Origin of the sequence: Streptococcus pluranimalium (assembly GCF_002953735.1) — a bacterium.
Classification (GTDB): domain Bacteria; phylum Bacillota; class Bacilli; order Lactobacillales; family Streptococcaceae; genus Streptococcus; species Streptococcus pluranimalium.
Window position 1 is genome coordinate 1,411,164 of record NZ_CP025536.1, and the last position, 21,152, is coordinate 1,432,315.

Sequence of the window (21,152 nt, forward strand, 5' to 3'; positions counted from 1 at the left end):
CGCTTAGTTACATGTTTATCTGAACTGCACCCCAAAAGTTAGACACAAAATCTAACGATTGGGGTGCTTTTCCTATGAAGTTAAGTTATAAAGATAAACTAGAAATCTATGAGCTGAGAAAGAACGGAATGTCGTGGCCTTGGATTAGCCAACAATATGATGTTAATATTTCTAATCTCACATACATGATGAACCTCATGGATCGGTATGGCGTAGAAGTCGTTGAAAAAGGTAACAATCGGTATTATTCTCCCGAATTAAAGGAGGAAATAATAGATAAAGTCTTGATTCATGGTTGTTCTCAACTCTCAGTTTCTCTTGATTATGCCTTGCCAAATCGAGGAATACTTCCAAATTGGATAGCGCAATACAAGAAAAACGGTTATACTATTCTTGAAAAACCAAGAGGGAGACCGAGCAAGATGGGACGTAAACGCAATAAAACCTGGGATGAAATGACGGAATTAGAACGCCTTCAAGAGGAAAATGAACGTCTCCGAACTGAGGTGGCCTTTCTAAAAAAGTTGAGAGAACTTCGTTTAAGGGACGAAGCTCTAGCGCGCGAACGGCAGAAACAATTAGAGACATGGTCCAAGAAGGATTCCGACTAGACCTCCTACTTGCGACAGCTAAAATGCCTCGCTCCACCTATTATTATCAAGTCAAGCAACTGGATAAACTCGACAAGAACAAAGCAATTAAGACTGAAATTCAAGCCATTTATGATGAACATAAAGGTAATTACGGCTATCGTCGAATTTATTTAGAACTCAGAAATCGTGGATTTGTGGTCAATCATAAGAAAGTTCAACGTCTCATGACAGTCATGGGCCTAGCAGCCCGCATTCGTCGTAAGCGCAAGTATTCTTCTTACAAAGGTGGAGTTGGTAAGAAGGCTGATAATCTAATTAAACGTCAATTCGAGGGCTCTAAGCCTTGCGAGAAGTGTTATACCGATGTGACGGAGTTTGCCTTACCTGAAGGAAAACTCTACTTATCACCTGTTCTTGACGGCTATAACAGCGAGATTATTGATTTCACTCTGTCTCGATCTCCTAACTTGAAACAGGTTCAGACCATGCTGGATAAGGCATTTCCAGCAGATTCATACAGTGGAACTATTCTTCATAGTGACCAGGGTTGGCAATACCAACACCAGTCCTACCATGATTTTTTAGAGTCTAAAGGCATTCTGCCATCTATGTCCCGCAAGGGAAATAGTCCAGATAATGGCATGATGGAATCTTTCTTTGGCATTCTCAAATCTGAAATGTTTTATGGACTCGAGACATCTTATCAATCCCTTGACGAGCTTGAAGAAGCTATTATAGACTATATTTATTACTACAACAACAAACGCATTAAAGTAAAACTAAAAGGACTTAGTCCTGTCCAATACAGAACTAAATCCTTTCAATAATGAGTTGTCCAACTTTTTGGGGTCAGTACAAAGATTCTTCTCAAGTGTATCCATAACATTACTTCAGTTAAAACCTTGATATCCTTGACAAAAGGTAGAAAAGTACTGAGTTCTGTGAAATACGCAACTATATTCTTAGCTTAAATAGAATATCTAACTTTTTAGAGTCACTTCAAATGACATAGCATTCTTTTTCAATGATATTTACATAGTTTTCAAATTATTACAATTAAACAACAGATAATGCACACTGCAAAGCAATTAGCGTATATTTTTGATGATTAATCAATATTATAGGAAAATTATTAAACAACATTACTCATAAAGAGAGCAGAAAATTTAATGTTAACTTTATTCTAGTTTTTACTCTTTCGTTCAGATTCCCTATTATTTACAAGTAGTCCAATAACTGCAAAAATAAAACCCAAAAGGACTTTTAAACCGATAGATGCTTCGTTTTCTCCCGTTTCTGGTAAGTTCTTCTTGTCAAGAAATCCATCAGAGCTCGTGCTATGATATACAGTAGAATCCACATTTAGAAGTACCCAATTTTTTGGCGTTATTTTTTTGTCTAATCTATATGGCTTTTTAGAAAACTGGAAAATCTCTTCTTTAACATCTGTTTTTCTAAGCTTATTTGGTAGAATAGTACTTTCATAATCAACCTTTTCTTCAATTTGAATGTTAGTTTTATCAATAGAAGCTTCACTTCCACTCCCAGCCCTTTCTGCCTCATCAGGTAAAGCTGCTTCTTCCGAATCAGAGGTTATTAATAAATTCTTAGGAGCAATTCCTAAAAATAAATAATCATACAGCTCATGAGCATTGATTCCTCCACCAATCCATCCTGAAATAGCTACGCCATTATTAATAACCAATACAGTTGGAGTCCCTGGAATACCGATAGTACTAAACAATAAATCTCTCGCTCTGTCATCAAAATCTTCTCCATCAAGATCATAATATTCAATACTACCACCTACTAATTGGTTGAACTCTTTTAAAACTGGTGAAAATTGACGACAATAATAGCATGTTTTCCTTCCAAAATACAAGATATGAGATAAACTGTCTTCAGAAATAGATGTTTCGACATCTTTAATACTGATTTTCTTAAACTCAGAAACATTCTCCTCGTACTCCTCGCGCTCAATATCCACTGTATTATCTGAAGCTAATGTTATTTTCTCATCTACAATTGATTCATTAGAATTCTCAATAGTTTCTGTATTATCTACGGAGATATTATCATCTGATATAGTACTTGATTCAGTTAAAGTATTTGGAGCTTTGGAAATATCCATGCTGATATTATCCTCTGCTGTATTGTCTGCAATTGACTCTGCCAATTTTTCAATCTCAGAGTCACTTTTAGGCTCTGTGCTAATTTCGGTATTTGAGATATTCGATGATGCCACACTTGTATCATTTATCATGGTGACAGCTGCTGTGTTTGAATCTGCTAACACAACTGTTCCACTTAACACTCCCCCTGCAACCAAACTTACAAGAATTATTTTTTCACTTAGATTTTTCTTAATCATACCATACTCCTTTGTTTTTATAATTCTATTTTAATTACTTTTTGGACAAAAAATGACCAAATCCTAAATGGTCATCTAACTTTCCTAAATGGAAAAGCTTTGCCACTTTATTAAGTAATAAAAATAATGTAAATCGCCAAATAGTATCAGCAATAATGTCTCGATATAAAAACTCAATTATCATGTCATATTTTCTTCATCTAATTTTTAAATCATCTCTCACTATCTAACATCCCCTCTGTGTTTAAATTTTCTTCTTAAAAAACTTTCCTAACGAATAAAAATCAAGAAAACTAATTAAACGTTTTCTTGATTTTCAGATATTTTCCTTTTATGAAAGATTATATGGCATTCAGACTAGTTAATATTAATTTATTACTAGCCTTCTTAACTAATATAACGATTTCGATTTGGATATAGAAGGAATATAACACTATTTATTAACAACATTACCATTGCTATAGCATCCTCTCCTAAGATAAAAAGAGGAACAATTACTAGAGCTGAGGTAACTGCCCCTAAAAGAGCTATTTTCTTTTGTTGTTTAAAACATATTAATACCCATAACGGATATGTGATAAGGCTCTTAATTTTTTCAACATTTCTTTCTGACTTTTTGTCAAAACAATATTATTTTCACTCAACACTTTTGAAATAGATATATTCAATCGGCTTAGAATAAAAGGTACAGATGATTTTTCCTCATCCAACTCCCTTTTATAGGATATAAGTAATTGTTCTAATTGCTTGGTATCTGAATTTTTCTTTAAATCAAAAATTAAATTCTGAATTAATTCAGAAGCATTATCTTTTCGCTCTTTTCCACCTGAAAACCATTTTAATTTTCCCATGAAAGCATCCTCCAAGTTTTAGTTATACCAAGTCTATCATATCTTTAACCAAACCAATCCTATAAATCCTAAACGGTCGGTTTAATGTTGTGAATGGTAAGAAAAAGATTATTTTTGGTCAGTCCAATTGTTTAAACTAAAAAATCAAGATAACTCATTCATAGTCATCCTGATTCACAGTAATTTTCCACTTATGAAAGATTATATGAGACCTATCTAACCAATCTGGACATTGTCCCCAATCTATTTTATTGGACCAATATAACGATTTCGATTTGGATATAGAAGGAATATAACACTATTTATTAACAGCATTGCTATTGGTATAGCATCCTCTCCTAAGATAAAAAGAGGAATAACTACTATAACTGAGGCAACTGCTCCTAAAAAAGCGATTTTCTTTTGTTGATTTAAAAAGCCATAGTTTGCTTTATAACGTTTTAACATAACATAAGCCCATACAACAACTAATATATGTAAAGTTGTCAATAACAAGAAATAAACTGTTAAATCACTCGTGTCATCAACAATCGTTTTAAAAAATAAATAAAAGACTATCAAGTCAATAACCAAGCACAACACAAATCCACATCGAAGAAGACGTTTTAGTTTATCCATATTTTCCTCCATAAGTATTATAATTTTCTATTTAGCTAGGAAACATTACCCCAAGAACTGCTCCAGCCCCAGCACATCCTAAAATTACTCCTGGTTGGACGACTACTCCAGTTTGAGCACAAAGCATTGCTCCTTGAGCAGCTCCAGATATTGCTGATACATAAATATCTGCAGCTTTTTTTCCTCCACCTCTTATTTGAGATAATTGTTCAAAATTTAGTTCACCCATAACTACTCCTAACTATGTCTTGCAATTAAATAGCCAGCGCCTCCGATTTTAGCACCAGTATAAGCACAGGCTCCAGCTACTGGGGCAGCTACAATACTAGCTGAACATGCCAAATAACCAACAATTCCACCTGCAATAGCAGAACCTGCTGTAATAAGCACGTCGTTTCCACCTTCAATATTTGAAAGCGCCATTTCATCCATCACTTCAAATTGTTCCATTTTTTTGTACTCATCTGAATACCTCCTTATTTTATGTTGTGGGTCGCGACCACAAGTTCATTATAGCAGTTGTTTAAAAAAAGATTATACAAAATCCTAAATTGTCGTTGAACTTTCCTAAATAGTCATTATTAACCATTGGAGATTCTAAAAAGACCATTTAAGAAGTATTTTTTCACTATACATCCTATGCTCTCTTACCATTTAAGATGTTTCGATAACCATTTAGGATTTTTTCATTTTCATTACTTTATTTTTGATAGTATTAAATGGCTTACGATAAATTAAAAGATTAGAGGAGTTTTAATGTCAAGATACAAACGAACCTTTATCCCTCAGGTTGATGCTAGGGATTGTGGGGTGGCAGCTTTGGCTTCTATTGCTGCTTTTTATGGGTCTAGGTACTCACTCGCTCACTTAAGAGAACTCGCTAAAACCAATAAGGAGGGCACCACCGCTCTTGGATTAGTCAAGGCTGCTCAAGAAATCGACTTTGAAACACGAGCCATCCAAGCGGATGCTAGTCTCTTTGAAATGGATGATGTTCCCTATCCTTTCATCGTACATGTCAATAAGGAAGGAAAACTACAACACTACTATGTTGTCTATCAGGCTGGCAAGAAAGGGCTAGTCATTGGTGATCCTGATCCTAGTGTCAAAGTCACTAAAATGTCCTACGATACCTTCCTTTCTGAATGGACTGGTGTTGCCTTATTTATGGGACCTAAACCATCCTACAAGCCCCATAAGGATAAAAAGAATGGCTTGACCAGTTTTCTGCCCCTCATTTTTAAGCAGAAAGCTGTTATTAGTCAGATTGTCATTGCTAGCCTCCTTGTGACCATCATTAACATTGTTGGTTCTTATTATCTGCAATCTATTTTAGATGATTATATTCCCAATCATATGCTCTCCACGCTTGGGATCATTTCTGTTGGCTTGATTGTGACTTATGTTATCCAACAAGTGATGACCTTTGCCAGGGATTATCTGCTTACCGTGCTCAGTCAGCGCTTGACCATCGATGTTATTTTGTCTTATATCAAGCACATTTTTGACCTTCCCATGTCTTTTTTTGCGACTAGACGTACTGGAGAAATCACGTCACGCTTTACAGATGCCACTGCTATCATTGATGCTCTAGCGTCCACTATCCTATCTCTTTTTCTAGACGTCTCAATCGTTGTCATTGTCGGTGGGGTCTTGTTACTGCAAAACCCTCATCTTTTCTTACTGTCACTCGTTTCTATTCCAGTCTATCTTGTCATTATTTTTGCCTTTATGAAACCTTTTGAACGGATGAATAACGATGTGATGCAAAGTAATGCCATGGTCAGTTCAGCCATTATTGAGGATATCAACGGGATTGAGACGATTAAATCATTAACCAGTGAGGAAGTGCGTTACCAAAAGATTGACCGTGAGTTTGTGGATTATCTCGATAAATCTTTCATTTTAAGCAAACTGTCTACTCTTCAGTCCGCTTTGAAGCAAGGCGCTCAACTCATTCTCAATGTCCTCATCCTTTGGTTAGGGTCAAGACTTGTGATTCAAGGAAAAATCTCCGTTGGTCAACTCATTACCTTTAACACCTTGTTAAGCTATTTTACGGATCCTTTAGAAAATATCATCAACCTCCAAACCAAATTACAATCTGCAAAAGTTGCCAATACCCGCCTCAATGAAGTTTACCTAGTTGATTCTGAATTTAAAGACAACACCTTTGAAACGGATGCTACGATGCTTAATGGCGATATCATTTTTGATCACGTTTCTTATAAATATGGTTTTGGACGCGATACCTTATCTGATATTTCCCTTACCATCAACGAAAAAACAAAAGTTGCTCTGGTGGGCATTAGTGGTTCTGGTAAAACAACTCTCGCTAAAATGATTGTCAATTTTTATGAGCCTTATCAGGGAACGATTCGAGTGAATGGTAACGATCTTAAAACACTCAATAAGAAAGTGCTACGCCGCCATATTAATTATCTACCCCAGCAGGCTTATATTTTTGATGGCTCCATCCTTGACAACCTGACCCTAGGAGTTCAAGAAGGGATTAGCCAAGAAGACATTATAAGAGCTTGTGAGATTGCCGAAATTCGTCAGGATATTGAACAAATGCCTATGGGCTATCAAACGGAGTTATCAGATGGCGCAGGCTTATCCGGTGGACAGAAACAACGCATTGCCCTAGCCCGCGCCTTGCTCACAAAAGCACCAGTTCTCATTCTTGACGAAGCGACAAGTGGCTTGGATGTTCTCACAGAGAAAAAAGTCATTGACAACCTCTTAGCTCTTGATAAAACTATTATCTTTGTGGCGCACCGTCTCAGCATTGCTCAACGAGCTGAGAAAATCCTTGTCTTAGACCAAGGCAAAGTGGTAGAAGAAGGCTCCCATAGCGATTTGGTGAGACGCCAAGGCTTTTATTATCATTTATTTAGTAAATAAGGAGATTTTATGAATCCAAATCTTTTTCAAAGTGCTGAATTTTATAGACGTCGTTACCAAAACTTTGCGACCTTACTGATTTACCCGTTACTACTACTAGTTGGTTTCCTAGTTATCTTTTCCTTAATAGCTAAGAAAGAAATTAGTGTCTCAACCGTTGGTGAAATCACACCAACCAGTGTGATTGCTTCCATTCAATCTACCAGTGATAATCCCTTATCTAATCACCAACTCAAGGAAAATAAAGTCGTAAAAAAAGACGATCTTCTCCTAAGTTATTCTGAAACCATGGATGAATCCCAGAAAACAGCTCTGGAGACGCAATTAGCTAGTGCAAAACGCCAAAAAATTGGACTCGAAACCTTAAAAGCCAGTTTAAAACAAGGTGTTAACTTCTTCATTGACGATGGTGTAGATGAATTTGGTCACCTCAATACTTATCAGAGTTTTATGCTTAAAGTCAAAGAGTTAGAACCTAAGGTGACACCGTCACAACCCTATGCTAATCAATCTTACCCTAACCAAATACCGCAACAAGATGCAGAAATACCATCGCAAGAACCACAAGTACCAAGCATCCCTAACAATCAACCTGATATAACAACTGGCATACAGGAACAAGTCCCACAAAAGCCTTCTGTACAATCTCTTCAAACAGCTATGTCTACTACCAGCTCTGCTAAAATCACTCTTTTAACGCTCACAACTAATAGAAGTGTGAAGTCCAATGCATCAACTGAAGACGGTCTCATTTTAACAGAGAATGCTTCCTCAAACAGTCAATCACAAATTGATATCCTTAGGACAGAATATATCCAAAAAACGGATGACCAATTGACCACTATTAACAATCAAATTGCAGAATTAGAAGGAAAACTGCAACAAGCTGATGTTCAAGTTCAAAATAATACGATTAAAGCCCCACAAGATGGCATTGTTCATCTCCTAAAAAGTTTATCTAAAACCAGTATCATTCCCAAAGGAACAGAAATAGCGCAAATTCTTCCTGATATGAATCAAACCAAAAAGGTGATGATTACCTACTATGTCAATTCTAATGACATTGCGACGATCAAACGAGGACAAACTGTCCGTCTTAGACTGGATAAAATCAGTAGTCAAGACATCGTCCTTCTTGGTAAAGTCAAAGCTATTGATGCCTCTTCAACTGAAACCAAAGAAGGAAATCTTTTTAAAGTTAAAGCACAAGCAAAGATTTCAGAAGCTGATAGCCGCATTCTCAAATATGGCATGCAAGGAAGAGTCACAAGTATCATTGGAAAGAAAACATTCTTTAACTATTACAAGGATAAGATGTTAAATGATATGCGATAAAATCGATACTACTTACTTAAGCTATATTTAACTTGAATTTCTTAGTTTTTTATCCATTCAGAACAAAATAATAACCATTCAGGATTAAAAATCCTGAATGGTTATTTTTCGTTTATACTAGATAGCATTAAGGAAAGGAGATGTTACAATGACGTTAAAAACACCGAAAACATTTAAAATATTATCTGAAGATGACTTATCACAAGTTGTCGGAGGAAATCGCGACTTTTGGAGAGATTTAAAAAACTTTTTCAAAAATGCTCAAAAAGACCGAAAAGCCAGATAAACTTAAAAATCTCAAAAAGCACAGCTAATCATTTACGACTAGTTGTGCTTTTATCATGTTGTCAAAATGTCAAAGAGGTATTACAAGCTTATTACTAAAACTTGCCTAAATTGATAGTGTTCGCTCTTTGTTTGAAGGGTAACATTTTGATATTTTTCATTAATTTTAGTGATATTATAAAGTCCAATGCCCCGCTTAACACCTTTACTACTATTTCCATAGTCATATAAATGGGCAATATTAATAGATTCTTCTTTAATAGCATTCGTGATAATAAAATATTGCTTGCTTTTTGATTCAAAATAAGCTATCCCAATACTAGGTTTTTCAGCCTCAATAGCATTATCAAATAGAATCGAAACAATCGTGATAAAATCTAGTAATTCCATCCCTTCTTGGTTAATATCATTAGGAATTTCAAGTTTTACCAGTATATTTTTATCATCAGCTTGCGCCAATTTGGCAGCCAATAAACTTTTTAAGGCTTCCGACTTAATACTGACAAGTTTTCCAATTTCATATTTTTGAGTTCTAAATTTCTGATTGGATTCCTTTAGAACACTTTGATAAATCGATTTAATCATCACTATATCATTGGTCTGAAGCCCTATTTCGATAGTCCTCAAGATATTATTGTAATCATGGCGAAAACTTCTCACCTCTTTATAAAGATTCTCAATCTGACCGGTATAATCAACTAAATTCCTAACTTGAAGTTCTTTTTGAAAGATTAAATTCTCCTGCAATCTTGCTCGTAATTCTTTATCAAGTGCATTAATCAGCCAAATAAAAAATAACAAATAAAAAACAACGATGAATTTTCGCAGTTCCTCTGTATGAATCAGATTTTCATATTCATTATAAGTCAGTACCTGCATCAAGAGATAATAAATAAGCATCGACATATTGGCAAATTGCAATAATGATTTTTCTTTTTTTCTGATGCTTACTGATTTTAAATGACTAAAATTGTAATCAAAAATCCTCAAAAACAGTAAAACTAATAAAAATGACATGATATAGAGAATAATACTATTAGCATAATTGTCATAAAATTTCTCAGAGTCACCGAAAACTGGCAAAATTAAAAAGAATAATAACCTTCTAAAGATTTCTTTTAGGGTTAGCGGAAATAAGGCATAAAAAATGACCAATACTTTCAGGATATCTCTTCCGATAATGAAGGACAAGATAAGCATATCAAACATTGATTTAGCATAATCCAAAAGATGTACTTGGCTAACTGCTACTAAAACCCCTGTAATTAGCTGAATTCCTATATACAGTAGGGATTCTTTCAGGTGTAAACGAAATCCATTCACCTTTGTGTAAAGATATATGGGAATCCATAGGCTGAGGATAATATCAACTGCTTCAAGAATACTCACACCTCTCTCCCTTCTTTCACTATTCTCCTCAACTCTTTCACCATTGTTCGTGAAATGATGCAAGAACTGCCGTCACTAAAATAGGCTGTTCTTTCTTTGATGTCGATCTTACTAATATTTTTCGGATTGACTAGATAAGAGCGATGACACTTGATGAAACGTTTTTCTTTTTGGAGAATTTCTTGCAGTTTCCCCGTAAATTCGATACGGTCTGTGTTGGTGTGGAGGATTAATTTATGGGGTCTTGGTGAGGTCTCGATGTAGTTGATTTTAGCAAAGGGGAGTTGGACCTCTGTGTACTCCGTCTCATAGATAAAGTAGTCCTCCAAATCTACTAGCTCATTACTCTCGTTTATTTTTTCCAACAAAGATGTTAGCCTTTGCTTCAAGTCTTCTCTGGAAAGGTCCTTGTCTAAATAATCCATGGCACCGACTTGCAGCTGGAAGACAAGTGGCATCATTTCAGTATGGGTCGTGATAAAAACGATTGTAGCTAAAGGGTCCTGCTCTCTGATAGCTTGTGCTAACTGTAAGCCCGCTTGCTCATTTTGGTGAATCTCGATATCTAACAGAAAAATGTGCTTCTGCCCCTTACCATAAATAGCAGCTAATAATGATTTTGGTTCATCAAAAGAAAAGATACTACTAGTTGTTAAGTGTTTTTCTGCCAAAATATCCTCAACCAAAAATTCTAAATACGATTGCTGGAAAAGATCATCCTCCAATATGTATATGTTCACACCTACTCCTTCAGTTCATTTTTAAGTTAAATTGCTTACCACCAATTATCATTTCAAAAGTCACTAAAATATGACAATACTACCCTTATATTTTTCATCATATAGGGACTAAAACTTATATAACCCTCATCATTTTATCATAAATCATCTAATAAAATGACATGATGAGCAAAAATAAGTCATTTTTAAGTAGGAACAACCATTCAGAACAAAATAAGAACCGTTCAGGATTTGAATCAAAAGCTGAGCAATCTTCTGTTAGGATAAGACTATGAAACAAAGCAAGATATTTATTTCATCGTCGTCACTTTTAAGTTTACTCACAAGCTGCATCGTGTATCTTTATTTGGTCAATCATAAACGCCACAAACAGACGGGGGTATCAGTCACAGAGAGGATTCAACGACAGCCCCACCCTAAGGCCTACTTCATTGTCCAGTCCTATTTTATGTCAACTATAGAAATATATGATTTGTTAGACAGTATCCGTCGCTATGATGATAAAACACCAATTATTCTCATCTCACGCCATCCTGATTATGATCTCCTTTTTAAGAAAGGCTACCATCTGCTTGGACTGGTTAATCCCATTCAACATTGGTCACCAAAAGCATATAAAAAACAAATCGACCGTAGTTTAGATGGCATTTTTCGACTTTTCCCCAATGAATAAGGATTCTAAGGGATTACTATTTTCATTAGCAGCGTTTCCTTAACCAATCATTGGGCAGTTAAAAAAGTCAAGATATACTGTACTGTCTATATGACACAACAAACACCTCTATCCATGTCTCATTCTGAGAGATCAATTTCCAAAAAATACTCTTGCCAAATCTACTAGAGCATTCAAGTATAAATATAAAAGATCTTGAGCTCTTTTTAACAATAGAGATAACAACAGTCTCTCTATCGATAAGCAGAACAATTACTTAAACCAAGATTAATAAAGATAGCGATGACTTAATAGAGAATACAAGGGCGAGTGAAAGTGCAAGAAGCTTGAGACAAAAATTCTTGCCTTTTTAGATTATCGTCAAATGGATTAGCTTTCAGATAAGAGGAACTGAGACGCAGACACTCAACCCCTTTAATAAACTATTTGAGCTGTGCGGAGGTAGTGCTGAGAAGAGATCGTTTTAGCCCTATCTAGGAATGAATAGAGGGAATCGACCCCTTCGAGTTACCGATTTTTATTCCACTCTCATGAAACCATATAAAAAGCTTAGAATGACATTTCTGAACAAGATCATTCTAAGCTATTTTATATTTTAATCTTTTTGACCAGCCTTTTCTTCGGCAAAATAGGCTATTTTTTTAAGTTAAGTTTGCCCTGCTAAAAGTTAGGTTACTTGGTTAACTTCTCTCGTAAAAATGACATCATTATTTGCAAAGCAGGTCTTCAATAACCGTTAAGACACCCGATTGATCGTTAGATAGAGCTTGAAAATTGGCTACTGCCTTCACCTTGTCAGACCCATTAGCCATAGCATAGGAGTAATCAGTCATTGCCAACATTTCTATATCATTTCCGCCATCCCCAAAAGTTGCTAGCTGGTCTGAGCTGAGTCCCCATTTTGCTAAAAGATAGCCCAATGCAGCACCTTTATGCACACCCGTCGCAATTAAATCAATGTTACCATTGCCACTAGATGTTCCTGTAATCTGACCAGGAAAAGCCTTGTTAAAATAAGCATTAATGGTATCTGTCTTTTCAGGTGGAATATTAATAGATAGTTTGAGAAAGTTATCATCAGGAAGCGTTTCAAATGATGGCACTTCTTTAAACTGGTGATAATATAGTTTGAAATAATCCTTATCAGCTTGTGGCATGGAGGTTTTGACATAAGCTGACTTCTCACCTGAAAGTAATAGCTGAGACTGAGGAATTTCTTTTTCTACAAAGGCGATAACTTGACGGATAACATCTGTTGAAATCGTCAATGACTTTAAAAGAACCCCCTTCTCAACAATATAAGCACCATTGTCACCAACGATTGTCATCTGATTTTCAACATCTTTAAAAAAGGAACGGATCTGATGGTATTGATTACCCGAAATAGCCACAAAACGGACTCCTGAAGCTTGCATCTCTTCGAAAATCTTCTTAAAACGAAGACGGTCATAATCATTCTGCGAGTTTAAAAAGGTGCCGTCCATATCTGTTGCAAATACTGTTACTGTCATTGCATCCACCCCTTAATCCGGTGCTTGCCCATCATGCGCTTGCCACTGGCAAGGACCGAAATCAAAGTCACTAAAGACCGCAGTGAAACTAGACTCTTCTGGCGAGCAGGCGTAAATGCCAATATTAACAGGTCCGTCAGCTTGATGGAGATGACACACGCGCATCTGCTGGAATGTCACGCCATCAGTAGAGCATTCAATACAAAAATCCTGTTCGCGACGGCTCAAGCGATACCACATACTTTTGACATCTGTTGAAATTTCGGTAGTTGCCCAATCCGAATAGCCATGATTGGTCACCACACTACCCAGATGTTGGAAGTTGTCATTTTCGTACTCGATGGAGCCCTTAATCCAATTCTCACTATCTTGATAAAGAATCAGACCGCACTGATCAAAACGATGATGGCTATCTTCAAAATTTGTCTTGACCGTAAAAGAAAAATAAGGTTCCTCTGTTCTCATCTGAAAAAGCGGCGCATTGTCATTAACAAAATGATAATAGGTCTTCTGCCAAAGATCCGTTCCAGGCTCTGTAGTAATCGTCACCTTATCTTCCGTGACAGTATAATTTTGGGGTGGACGCGTCCACTGGAAATCCTTTAAATCAGGTTTCGTCATTAAAACACCTCATCTCTAAATAGTTAGTTCCAACTGGTTGCCTTCTTGGTCAAAAATGACCGCTTCATAATAACCGTCTCCTGTCGTTCTTGGACCATTGACCATAGGAAAGCCACTACCTTGCATCTTGTCAGCAAAGGCATCTACCGCTTCTTTTGACCCTAATGAGAAAGCCAAATGCGTTAATCCAAAGGTAGCCTTATCACCTTCTTTAATATCAGAACGATGACACAGTTCTAAACGAGCCCCTGATGAAAAGGTTAAGAAGTAAGATGAAAAACCGGATGTTGGATTGTGGTATTTCTCTGATGATTTTGCTTCAAAATAAGTTTCATAAAAATGACACATAGCTTCTAAATCTTGGCACCAAAGACCAACATGTTCTATTACTAAATTCATTGAGATACCTCTTTTATACACATTGAAAATCAAAATCTGACATTCTCAAGTTTCTCTTGATGAACTTTCGTTCTATCTGCGGCGCCTTTCCTAGTCAGGTTGTGATTTTCTTCAAGTATTAGTCTTTTCTTTTATTATAAATGAAAAACAAACAACACGATAGCATTATACTAGCGTCTTTTGATACAATACTATGATTTACGTCTCCCTTTAAAGGCCATTTTAAAGAATTGTTTGAAGCTCATCAAGAAGGATTGCCCCATCATGTAGGTCAACATTTTAGACATGACCATCCATAAGAAGACCGACAAAAGGATAACCAAAATCCATCCATATTTACTTTCCGTAAAAACTGTTGGTAGGGGAACATTAATCCCGAAAAAGCCCGTCACAACACTTGGGATAGTCATGAGTAAGGACACAATCGTCAGCATGGTCATGGTATCGTTTAGATCATTGTTTAAGATGTTATTATAAGTTGCGGTTAATTGTGCCAAAATCTCAGATGTCATCTCGGTCATCTCAACCAGCTGCTTAGCTTCAACCAAAGCATCGTCCAGTTGCTCTTTTTCTTCTTCATTTAGATGAAAATAGAGGGATTGATTCTTGATCCGCTCAATACTCACCGCATTTTGTCGACAGGCAGAAGCCAGAAAAACATTGCCTGTTTCAATATCGGATAATGCTAGAAGCCCTTGTTTAGTTGTTTTGGCACGGAGTTGCTGATTGATCACTTGGCGCTCATGGGTTAGTTTTTCAATCACTGAAAAATAAGGTGTTGAAATTTCCACAAGACTAGAAAATAAAAAATCATACAGGCTCATATCATGGTTATCTTGGGCTAAGGCTTGTAAGCGTCTGACGATGTAGTCTGTTTCTTTGGTAGACATACTGATCAAGCGATTATCTTGAGCAATAAAGGTAATTGGTACCGTTTGAAAACTGTTATCTTCCTTAATAAGCTTTAAAACATTATAAATCAAGAGGAGCTGACCCGTTTTACGGTTGTACTCCACATGAGCAAGCTCATTCTTATCAAGGGCATAAGCTGCTACTTCAGGGTCGATACCATAATCCATAGCAATTTTTTCAGCATCTCTAACTTCATCGATATCAATATCAATCCAGCTAAAGCTATCGAAATGTTCTCTTGTAATCATCAGAAACCTCGTCTTGTTGTTTTTACTAGTATATCACGCTCTTGATAATTTTTCTTCTCTCTTATTTAAGGAAATGATAGTATAATAGAAACAACATCAATTTGGAGGTGCCTTATGGCTATTTCATATAAAAAAGAAGATCAACTTGAAAGCATGTTTGCAAGCTTTGCTAAACTACCTGACAATACGGATTCAGACCCTAAAAAAGAGAAAAAAGACGATGACCAAAAAGAAAGTAAAAACTAATTTTTCTAAAATCGACCTTATTTTTTATATGGTCCTTGGTTCATTAGCTATCCTTTTAACAGATAGCCTTCTATGGTCTTTTATTGTTAATTTACTGATCATAATGGTCCTTGCATTTTGCTTAGGCGTCCTTTTCCATTATGCCAAGTCTTGGTTGAAGTGAGGTTTTTCGTGTCATTTTTTAATCAGTTGCCCGACAGTGTTCTACAATGGATGGCTATATTCATGTCCATTATTATTGAAGCACTGCCATTTGTTCTTCTAGGTGCTATTTTAACAGGATTTATCGAAGTCTATGTCACTCCTGATAAGGTTTTGAAGCATCTTCCTAAAAACCGCTTGTTACGCATTTTGTTCGGTACTTTTATTGGGGTCATTTTCCCCTCGTGTGAATGTGGTATTGTACCAATTGTCAATCGTCTCATGGAAAAAAGAGTGCCTAGTTACACAGCTATCCCTTTTTTAGCGACAGCCCCAGTGATCAATCCCATCGTCATTTTGGCAACTTATTCAGCCTTTGGGAATTCTTGGCAGTTTGTCATCTGGCGTCTAGCAGGTGCTATCTTGGTAGCAGTTGCTCTTGGTGTTCTTCTAGCTTATCTAACGGATGACGATATTAGGATACCGCCAAAAAAAGCGCCTCATTTCCACGACTATTCTGACCATAGCCAACCTAAAAAAATCTTTTATGCCCTATCGCATGCTATAGATGAATTTTTTGATACGGGTCGCTATTTAATTTTTGGGAGTCTCATTGCCTCTGCCATGCAAATTTACCTTCCAACACGAATTTTGACAACTATCGGCGGTAATCCTTTAACAGCGATTTTTGTCATGATGATTTTAGCCTTCGTTTTGTCTCTTTGTAGCGAAGCCGATGCCTTTATCGGGGCTAGCCTTCTCTCTAGCTTTGGAGCGGCACCTGTTATGGCATTCCTCCTCATCGGTCCCATGATTGACATCAAAAATCTCATGATGATGTGGAACAGTTTCAAAAAGAACTTTATCCTCCAGTTTATCGCAGTCTCTGCGATCATTGTAACCCTTTATTGTCTCGCTTTAGGAGTTTTCGCATGATTCGATTTCTAATCTTAACTGGTTATTTTGAGCTCAGTATGTATCTTTACTTGTCCGGTAAGCTGGATCAATACATCAATACTCATTATTCCTATTTGGCTTTTATTGCTATGATTCTATCGTTCATTCTAGCAGTTGTTCAACTCATGATTTGGATGAAAAGTCTTAGGCTCCATTCGCACTTGTCTGGAAAATTCGCCAAGTTGACTAGTCCTATGATTCTTGTCTTTCCAGTTTTAGTTGGATTGTTAGTACCAACAGTTACCCTTGATTCCACAACAGTTTCAGCTAAGGGATATACCTTCCCAACTGCTGTTGGTTCCGTCGGTCAGGGAGAATCAGACGATGGTACTAGAGTACAATATTTGAAGCCAGATACCAGTCTTTACTTCACGAAAAATGCCTATCAAAAAGAGATGCAGCGCGAGTTGCAAGCTTACAAAAATCTCGATACCATTGATATCAAGTCTGAGAATTATATGGAGATTATGGAACTGATTTACCTCTATCCTGACGTCTTTTCAGGAAAGCAGATTTCTTTTACAGGCTTTGTTTATAATGAACCTGGGCACGAGGGCTACCAGTATCTCTTTCGTTTTGGAGTTATTCATTGTATCGCTGATTCAGGCGTCTATGGCTTATCTACTACAGGTAATAGCCAAAGCTATGCCAATAATACTTGGCTCAAGGTTAATGGTACCATCACAACCGAATACAATAGCCAACTAGAAGAGACTCTTCCAGTGCTTCATATTGAAAACAGTCAGATTGTCTCAGAACCTGAGAATCCCTATGTTTATCGTGTCTTTTAAACATCATTTAGCAGAGCTATAATCATTAACTTATCTCTAGCTTTTCGTAGGTTGGGCAAAATTGCCCAACCTATTTCTAATGTTTAGCGAACAAAACAGTATCAGAAAGCAACACTCATCAGTAAACTTATACTCATTGAAAATCAAAATCTGATGTTGTCAAGTTTACCTTGATGAACTTTACGCCTTTCCTAGTCAGATTTTGATTTTTCGAGTGTTAGATACTGTTAAGCTAGTATCTTTCGGCTAAGAATCGTTATTAAATAAAGTGACAGTTCTTCCACTCCGTAACTTTTTATTGCGAAAAATCTTTCAAAAACAATCATTTTGTATCTCAATCATTTTAGGTTATACTAGAGTGTTGTCTTATTTTGAAAGCCATCTCATGGGCCCTATTAATAAAGGCATTCATTGTCATCATCAAAAGATGACAATGTCAATAACTGATTTTTTTGGAGGATTTTTCCATGTCGGAAATTAATCACAACCAGCCTAGTCCTGGGCTCTCTCAGGATGGTTTGGAAAGAACCATGACATTTTTCCCTGCTCTATCAACAGTTATGGGAACGGTTATTGGTGCTGGTGTTTTTTTCAAAGCCACTAGTGTCGCTAGCGCAACAGGATCAACCAGTCTCCATCTCTTTGTTTGGCTACTAGCTGGTTTGATATCACTTTGTGCAGGGTTAACTGGAGCTGAGTTGGCTGCTGCTATTCCTGAAACGGGAGGTATGATTCGTTATATCGAACGAGCTTATGGGAAATTCCCTGGCTTTCTTCTTGGCTGGGCACAAGTCATCATTTACTTCCCAGCTAATATTGCAGCCTTGGCAATTATTTTTGCAACCCAAGTCAAAAACCTGCTTGTACTTTCACCCATAACTATTTTGCCAATAGCTATTTTAACGACCTTATCCCTCACTCTAATTAATTTTTTAGGTGCTAAGGCAAGTGGAAGGATGCAGTCAATAACTCTTGTCGCTAAACTTATTCCTATTGGGGCTATTATTATCTTCGGTTTGTTTGCGGACACCAATGTTCATGTCAACATCCTACCTATAGAAGCCGGTGCTAAAACTGGAGGACTAGTTACTGCTCTTGGTTCAGGTCTTTTGGCAACCATGTTCGCCTATGATGGTTGGATTCATGTTGGGAATATCGCCGGTGAACTGAAAAATCCTGCACGTGATTTACCTAAAGCTATCGGTTTTGGAATGCTTGGTATCATGATTGTTTATGGGCTCATCAACTTTGCCTACCTAAAAGCCATGCCTCTTGCTCAATTAGCTGGAAATGATGCTGCCGCTATGCAGGTTGCCCAATATTATTTTGGGTCAATGGGAGGTAAAATCATCACAATCGGTATTCTAGTTTCTGTTTACGGGACAATCAATGGCTACACGATGACGGGAATGCGCCTTCCCTACACACTTGCCCTTGAAAATCTCTTACCTTTTTCAAAACAGTTGTCTAAATTAAACCAACATAAGGTTCCTCATATTGCTGGTTGGCTGCAAGCTATTATTGCTATTATCATGATTTGCCTAGGCGGTTTTAATATTCTTTCCGACATGTTAATCTTTGTCATTTGGATTTTCTATACCCTGGTATTTATCGCTGTTATCCGTTTGCGCAAAAAAGAGCCTAATCTTCATCGTCCTTACAAGGTTCCTTTTTACCCAATTATCCCAAGTATCGCTATTATCGGTGGCATTTTCATTCTTCTTTTGACTTTGAAGAGTCAATTCATCCTTGCTCTAGTTGGAATTCTTCTAACAGCCCTAGGAATCCCTGTCTACCTTTATAAACAAAAGAAATAACAATCGTCAAAACAAAACCATCTGAAAGTTAACTTTCAGATGGTTTTTTGCTGTTAACATTAAAGCAAGCCCTCTAGCAGACCTCGCATGAAATTTTCTGAATTGAATGAACCAATGTCATCAATCTTTTCTCCGAAACCAATCAACTTAACTGGAATGTCTAACTCTTGGCGAATGGCTAGAACGACACCACCCTTAGCTGTTCCATCAATCTTAGTCAATACTAGACCTGTCAAAGGCGTGATTTTTGAAAATTCTTTAGCTTGACTGAGGGCATTTTGACCCGTTGAAGCATCCAAAGCTAAAAGGGTTTCATGAGGTGCTTCTGGCACGACACGCTTAATGATACGTCCAATTTTCTCAAGTTCCTTCATGAGATTGTCTTTATTTTGCAAGCGACCAGCTGTATCAATCATCAAGACATCAATACCTTCCGCAACTGCTCGTTCCATACCATCAAAGACAACCGAAGCAGGATCAGCTTTTTCAGGACCAGTCACAACTGGAACATCCACACGGCGTCCCCACTCAACCAGCTGGGCAACGGCTCCTGCACGAAAGGTGTCTGCCGCAACCAACATGACCTTTTTACCCTGGTTCTTGTACTGATAAGCCAATTTCCCAATAGAAGTCGTTTTACCAACACCATTAACCCCAACAAAGAGCATCACTGTTAAATCATCTTGAAAATTAATAGTCTCCTTATAAACACCGTCTTTTTCATAGATGTCAACGAGTTTCTCAATAACGACTTGACGTAAATCTTCTGGTTTCTTAGCGTTTTCTAGTCGAGCTTCTTGACGTAAATCTTCTGTCAGCTGTGTTGCTACTGTCACACCAACATCAGACATAATCAACATCTCTTCCAACTCTTCAAAGAATTCTTCATCTACCTTACGGAAATTAGCAAAAAACTCATTGAGACGAGCAGCAAAGCCTGTTCGTGTTTTTTTCAAACTACGATTGTATTTTTCTTCTGTTGTTTCTTCGATTTCTAGTGTGCTTGCTGGAGCATTTTCCTTGGATAATTCTTGAACTTGACGTGTTGACATAGCCTCAAAGCTCAAGGTTTCACCCCGCTCGGCTGCTTCCGCAACGGCTGCTTTTTTGGCGTAATAATCAGCCATCAGTGACTCAAAACGAGGGTCATTGGATTGGGAGGCTACCTCAGTCGTCGATAGAACTTCTACCTGATTCTCAAGGACAGCTTCAGAGCTACTAGTTTCTTCAGAAGCGGATAATGTCTCTAAAGACTGACTGGTTGCTGCCTCAGTAATGTCTTCCTCAACAGTATGGTTAGCTTGCTCCTTGTCTAGTTCAACCACTATTTCATCCTTCCAATCAACAGACGGATCCGCTTGATGTTCTGGAATGCTAAATTCAGACCCTAAAGGAGTCTCAAAATCTCCTTCTTCCAATTCTTCAAAATCAAAACTATCTTTCCAGTCAATTGACTCTGATGATCTAGTTTCAGACTCAATAGCAACTACTTCAGAACTTGATTCTTTACTATCAAGCTCATCGAGAGCTGAATCCACTTGCTCTACAAAGTCATCTTCAGACGTTGGATCCTGTTGGACATCCTCTTCTGAAACGATAACAAGGTTTTCTTCTTCAGAAGTGCTAATATCTTCTTGGACAAAATTTTGATTGTCTTGTTCCACTTCATCGGTGAGACTTTCTTTGTTTTCAAGCATTTCTTGCGAAAGGTCTTGCTCTTCTTTTTTCTCTTTTTTTCCAAATAATC

Annotated in this window: 21 protein-coding genes; 9 read left to right on the forward strand and 12 right to left on the reverse strand. The window is 37.0% G+C overall.

Features of this window, described 5'->3' with window-relative positions:
- Window positions 1-74 precede the first annotated feature (74 nt).
- Window positions 75-1,420, forward strand: a protein-coding gene (locus tag C0J00_RS07150) for an IS3 family transposase (protein WP_199773958.1) whose coding sequence is annotated in 2 segments (ribosomal slippage) — window positions 75-516 and window positions 516-1,420 — 1,347 coding nt in all. Because the reading frame shifts where the segments join, the coding sequence is not laid out codon by codon here.
- A gap of 356 nt (window positions 1,421-1,776) precedes the next feature.
- Here C0J00_RS07150 and traF read toward each other — a convergent pair.
- The 5 genes from traF to C0J00_RS07175 form a co-directional block, all read right to left on the reverse strand.
- Window positions 1,777-2,964: a conjugal transfer protein TraF gene (gene traF / locus C0J00_RS07155; RefSeq protein ID WP_104968231.1), complete on the reverse strand. Its 1,188-nt coding sequence runs from the start codon at window positions 2,962-2,964 to the stop codon at window positions 1,777-1,779.
- A gap of 554 nt (window positions 2,965-3,518) precedes the next feature.
- Complete coding sequence (locus tag C0J00_RS07160) at window positions 3,519-3,815, reverse strand: bacteriocin immunity protein (protein ID WP_104968232.1); 297 nt, start codon at window positions 3,813-3,815, stop codon at window positions 3,519-3,521.
- Window positions 3,816-4,058: 243 nt separating this feature from the next.
- The gene (locus tag C0J00_RS07165; protein ID WP_104968233.1) at window positions 4,059-4,433 is read right to left on the reverse strand and encodes a hypothetical protein; all 375 of its coding nucleotides are present in this window, start codon (window positions 4,431-4,433) and stop codon (window positions 4,059-4,061) included.
- Between the two features lie 31 nt (window positions 4,434-4,464).
- Window positions 4,465-4,662, reverse strand: coding sequence for a Blp family class II bacteriocin (locus tag C0J00_RS07170; protein WP_104968234.1), 198 nt, complete (start codon window positions 4,660-4,662; stop codon window positions 4,465-4,467).
- 8 nt (window positions 4,663-4,670) lie between these two features.
- Complete coding sequence (locus tag C0J00_RS07175) at window positions 4,671-4,883, reverse strand: Blp family class II bacteriocin (protein WP_104968235.1); 213 nt, start codon at window positions 4,881-4,883, stop codon at window positions 4,671-4,673.
- Between the two features lie 306 nt (window positions 4,884-5,189).
- Here C0J00_RS07175 and C0J00_RS07180 point away from each other — a divergent pair, with 306 nt between their 5' ends.
- From C0J00_RS07180 to C0J00_RS10450, 3 genes are all read left to right on the forward strand, one after another.
- On the forward strand, window positions 5,190-7,340 hold the full coding sequence (locus C0J00_RS07180) for a peptide cleavage/export ABC transporter (protein ID WP_104968236.1): 2,151 nt from the start codon (window positions 5,190-5,192) through the stop codon (window positions 7,338-7,340).
- A 9-nt stretch (window positions 7,341-7,349) separates the two neighbouring features.
- Window positions 7,350-8,675: a bacteriocin secretion accessory protein gene (locus C0J00_RS07185; protein WP_104968237.1), complete on the forward strand. Its 1,326-nt coding sequence runs from the start codon at window positions 7,350-7,352 to the stop codon at window positions 8,673-8,675.
- Between the two features lie 148 nt (window positions 8,676-8,823).
- Window positions 8,824-8,961, forward strand: coding sequence for a bacteriocin (locus tag C0J00_RS10450; protein WP_158667322.1), 138 nt, complete (start codon window positions 8,824-8,826; stop codon window positions 8,959-8,961).
- A gap of 80 nt (window positions 8,962-9,041) precedes the next feature.
- On the opposite strand, the gene C0J00_RS07190 is transcribed toward C0J00_RS10450, so the two are convergent.
- The gene (locus tag C0J00_RS07190) at window positions 9,042-10,349 is read right to left on the reverse strand and encodes a GHKL domain-containing protein (RefSeq protein WP_104968238.1); all 1,308 of its coding nucleotides are present in this window, start codon (window positions 10,347-10,349) and stop codon (window positions 9,042-9,044) included.
- Window positions 10,346-11,089 carry a LytR/AlgR family response regulator transcription factor gene (locus C0J00_RS07195; RefSeq protein ID WP_104968239.1) on the reverse strand — a complete coding sequence of 248 codons (744 nt, stop codon included), beginning with the start codon at window positions 11,087-11,089 and terminating at the stop codon, window positions 10,346-10,348. The genes C0J00_RS07190 and C0J00_RS07195 overlap by 4 nt, the downstream gene beginning before the upstream one ends.
- 448 nt (window positions 11,090-11,537) lie before the next feature.
- On the opposite strand from C0J00_RS07195, the gene C0J00_RS07200 reads away from it, so the two are divergent.
- Window positions 11,538-11,762, forward strand: a complete 225-nt coding sequence (locus tag C0J00_RS07200) for a hypothetical protein (protein WP_158667323.1) — start codon at window positions 11,538-11,540, stop codon at window positions 11,760-11,762.
- A gap of 707 nt (window positions 11,763-12,469) precedes the next feature.
- Here the strand turns inward: C0J00_RS07200 and C0J00_RS07205 are convergent.
- From C0J00_RS07205 to C0J00_RS07220, 4 genes are all read right to left on the reverse strand, one after another.
- Entirely contained in the window at window positions 12,470-13,273 is an 804-nt protein-coding gene (locus C0J00_RS07205; protein ID WP_104968241.1) for a Cof-type HAD-IIB family hydrolase, read from the reverse strand.
- Between the two features lie 12 nt (window positions 13,274-13,285).
- A complete protein-coding gene (locus C0J00_RS07210) occupies window positions 13,286-13,894 on the reverse strand; it encodes a DUF1349 domain-containing protein (RefSeq protein WP_104968242.1) in 609 nt (202 codons plus the stop codon).
- A gap of 15 nt (window positions 13,895-13,909) precedes the next feature.
- Window positions 13,910-14,293, reverse strand: coding sequence for a VOC family protein (locus C0J00_RS07215; protein WP_104968243.1), 384 nt, complete (start codon window positions 14,291-14,293; stop codon window positions 13,910-13,912).
- 191 nt (window positions 14,294-14,484) lie between these two features.
- The gene (locus tag C0J00_RS07220; RefSeq protein ID WP_104968244.1) at window positions 14,485-15,453 is read right to left on the reverse strand and encodes a magnesium transporter CorA family protein; all 969 of its coding nucleotides are present in this window, start codon (window positions 15,451-15,453) and stop codon (window positions 14,485-14,487) included.
- Window positions 15,454-15,567: 114 nt separating this feature from the next.
- Between C0J00_RS07220 and C0J00_RS07225 the strand changes: the two genes are divergently transcribed.
- The 4 genes from C0J00_RS07225 to C0J00_RS07245 all read left to right on the forward strand — a co-directional run bounded on the left by C0J00_RS07225 (window position 15,568) and on the right by C0J00_RS07245 (window position 19,405).
- Window positions 15,568-15,699 (forward strand): SPJ_0845 family protein, encoded by a 132-nt coding sequence (locus C0J00_RS07225; RefSeq protein WP_104968245.1) that lies wholly within the window; start codon window positions 15,568-15,570, stop codon window positions 15,697-15,699.
- 171 nt (window positions 15,700-15,870) lie between these two features.
- Window positions 15,871-16,776: a permease gene (locus C0J00_RS07235; protein ID WP_104968247.1), complete on the forward strand. Its 906-nt coding sequence runs from the start codon at window positions 15,871-15,873 to the stop codon at window positions 16,774-16,776.
- Window positions 16,773-17,588 carry a TIGR03943 family putative permease subunit gene (locus C0J00_RS07240; RefSeq protein ID WP_104968248.1) on the forward strand — a complete coding sequence of 272 codons (816 nt, stop codon included), beginning with the start codon at window positions 16,773-16,775 and terminating at the stop codon, window positions 17,586-17,588. Before C0J00_RS07235 ends, C0J00_RS07240 begins: the two co-directional genes overlap by 4 nt.
- A gap of 467 nt (window positions 17,589-18,055) precedes the next feature.
- Entirely contained in the window at window positions 18,056-19,405 is a 1,350-nt protein-coding gene (locus C0J00_RS07245) for an APC family permease (RefSeq protein ID WP_104968249.1), read from the forward strand.
- A gap of 59 nt (window positions 19,406-19,464) precedes the next feature.
- On the opposite strand, the gene ftsY is transcribed toward C0J00_RS07245, so the two are convergent.
- Entirely contained in the window at window positions 19,465-21,069 is a 1,605-nt protein-coding gene (gene ftsY / locus C0J00_RS07250; protein ID WP_407697203.1) for a signal recognition particle-docking protein FtsY, read from the reverse strand.
- Between the last annotated feature and the right edge of the window lie 83 nt (window positions 21,070-21,152).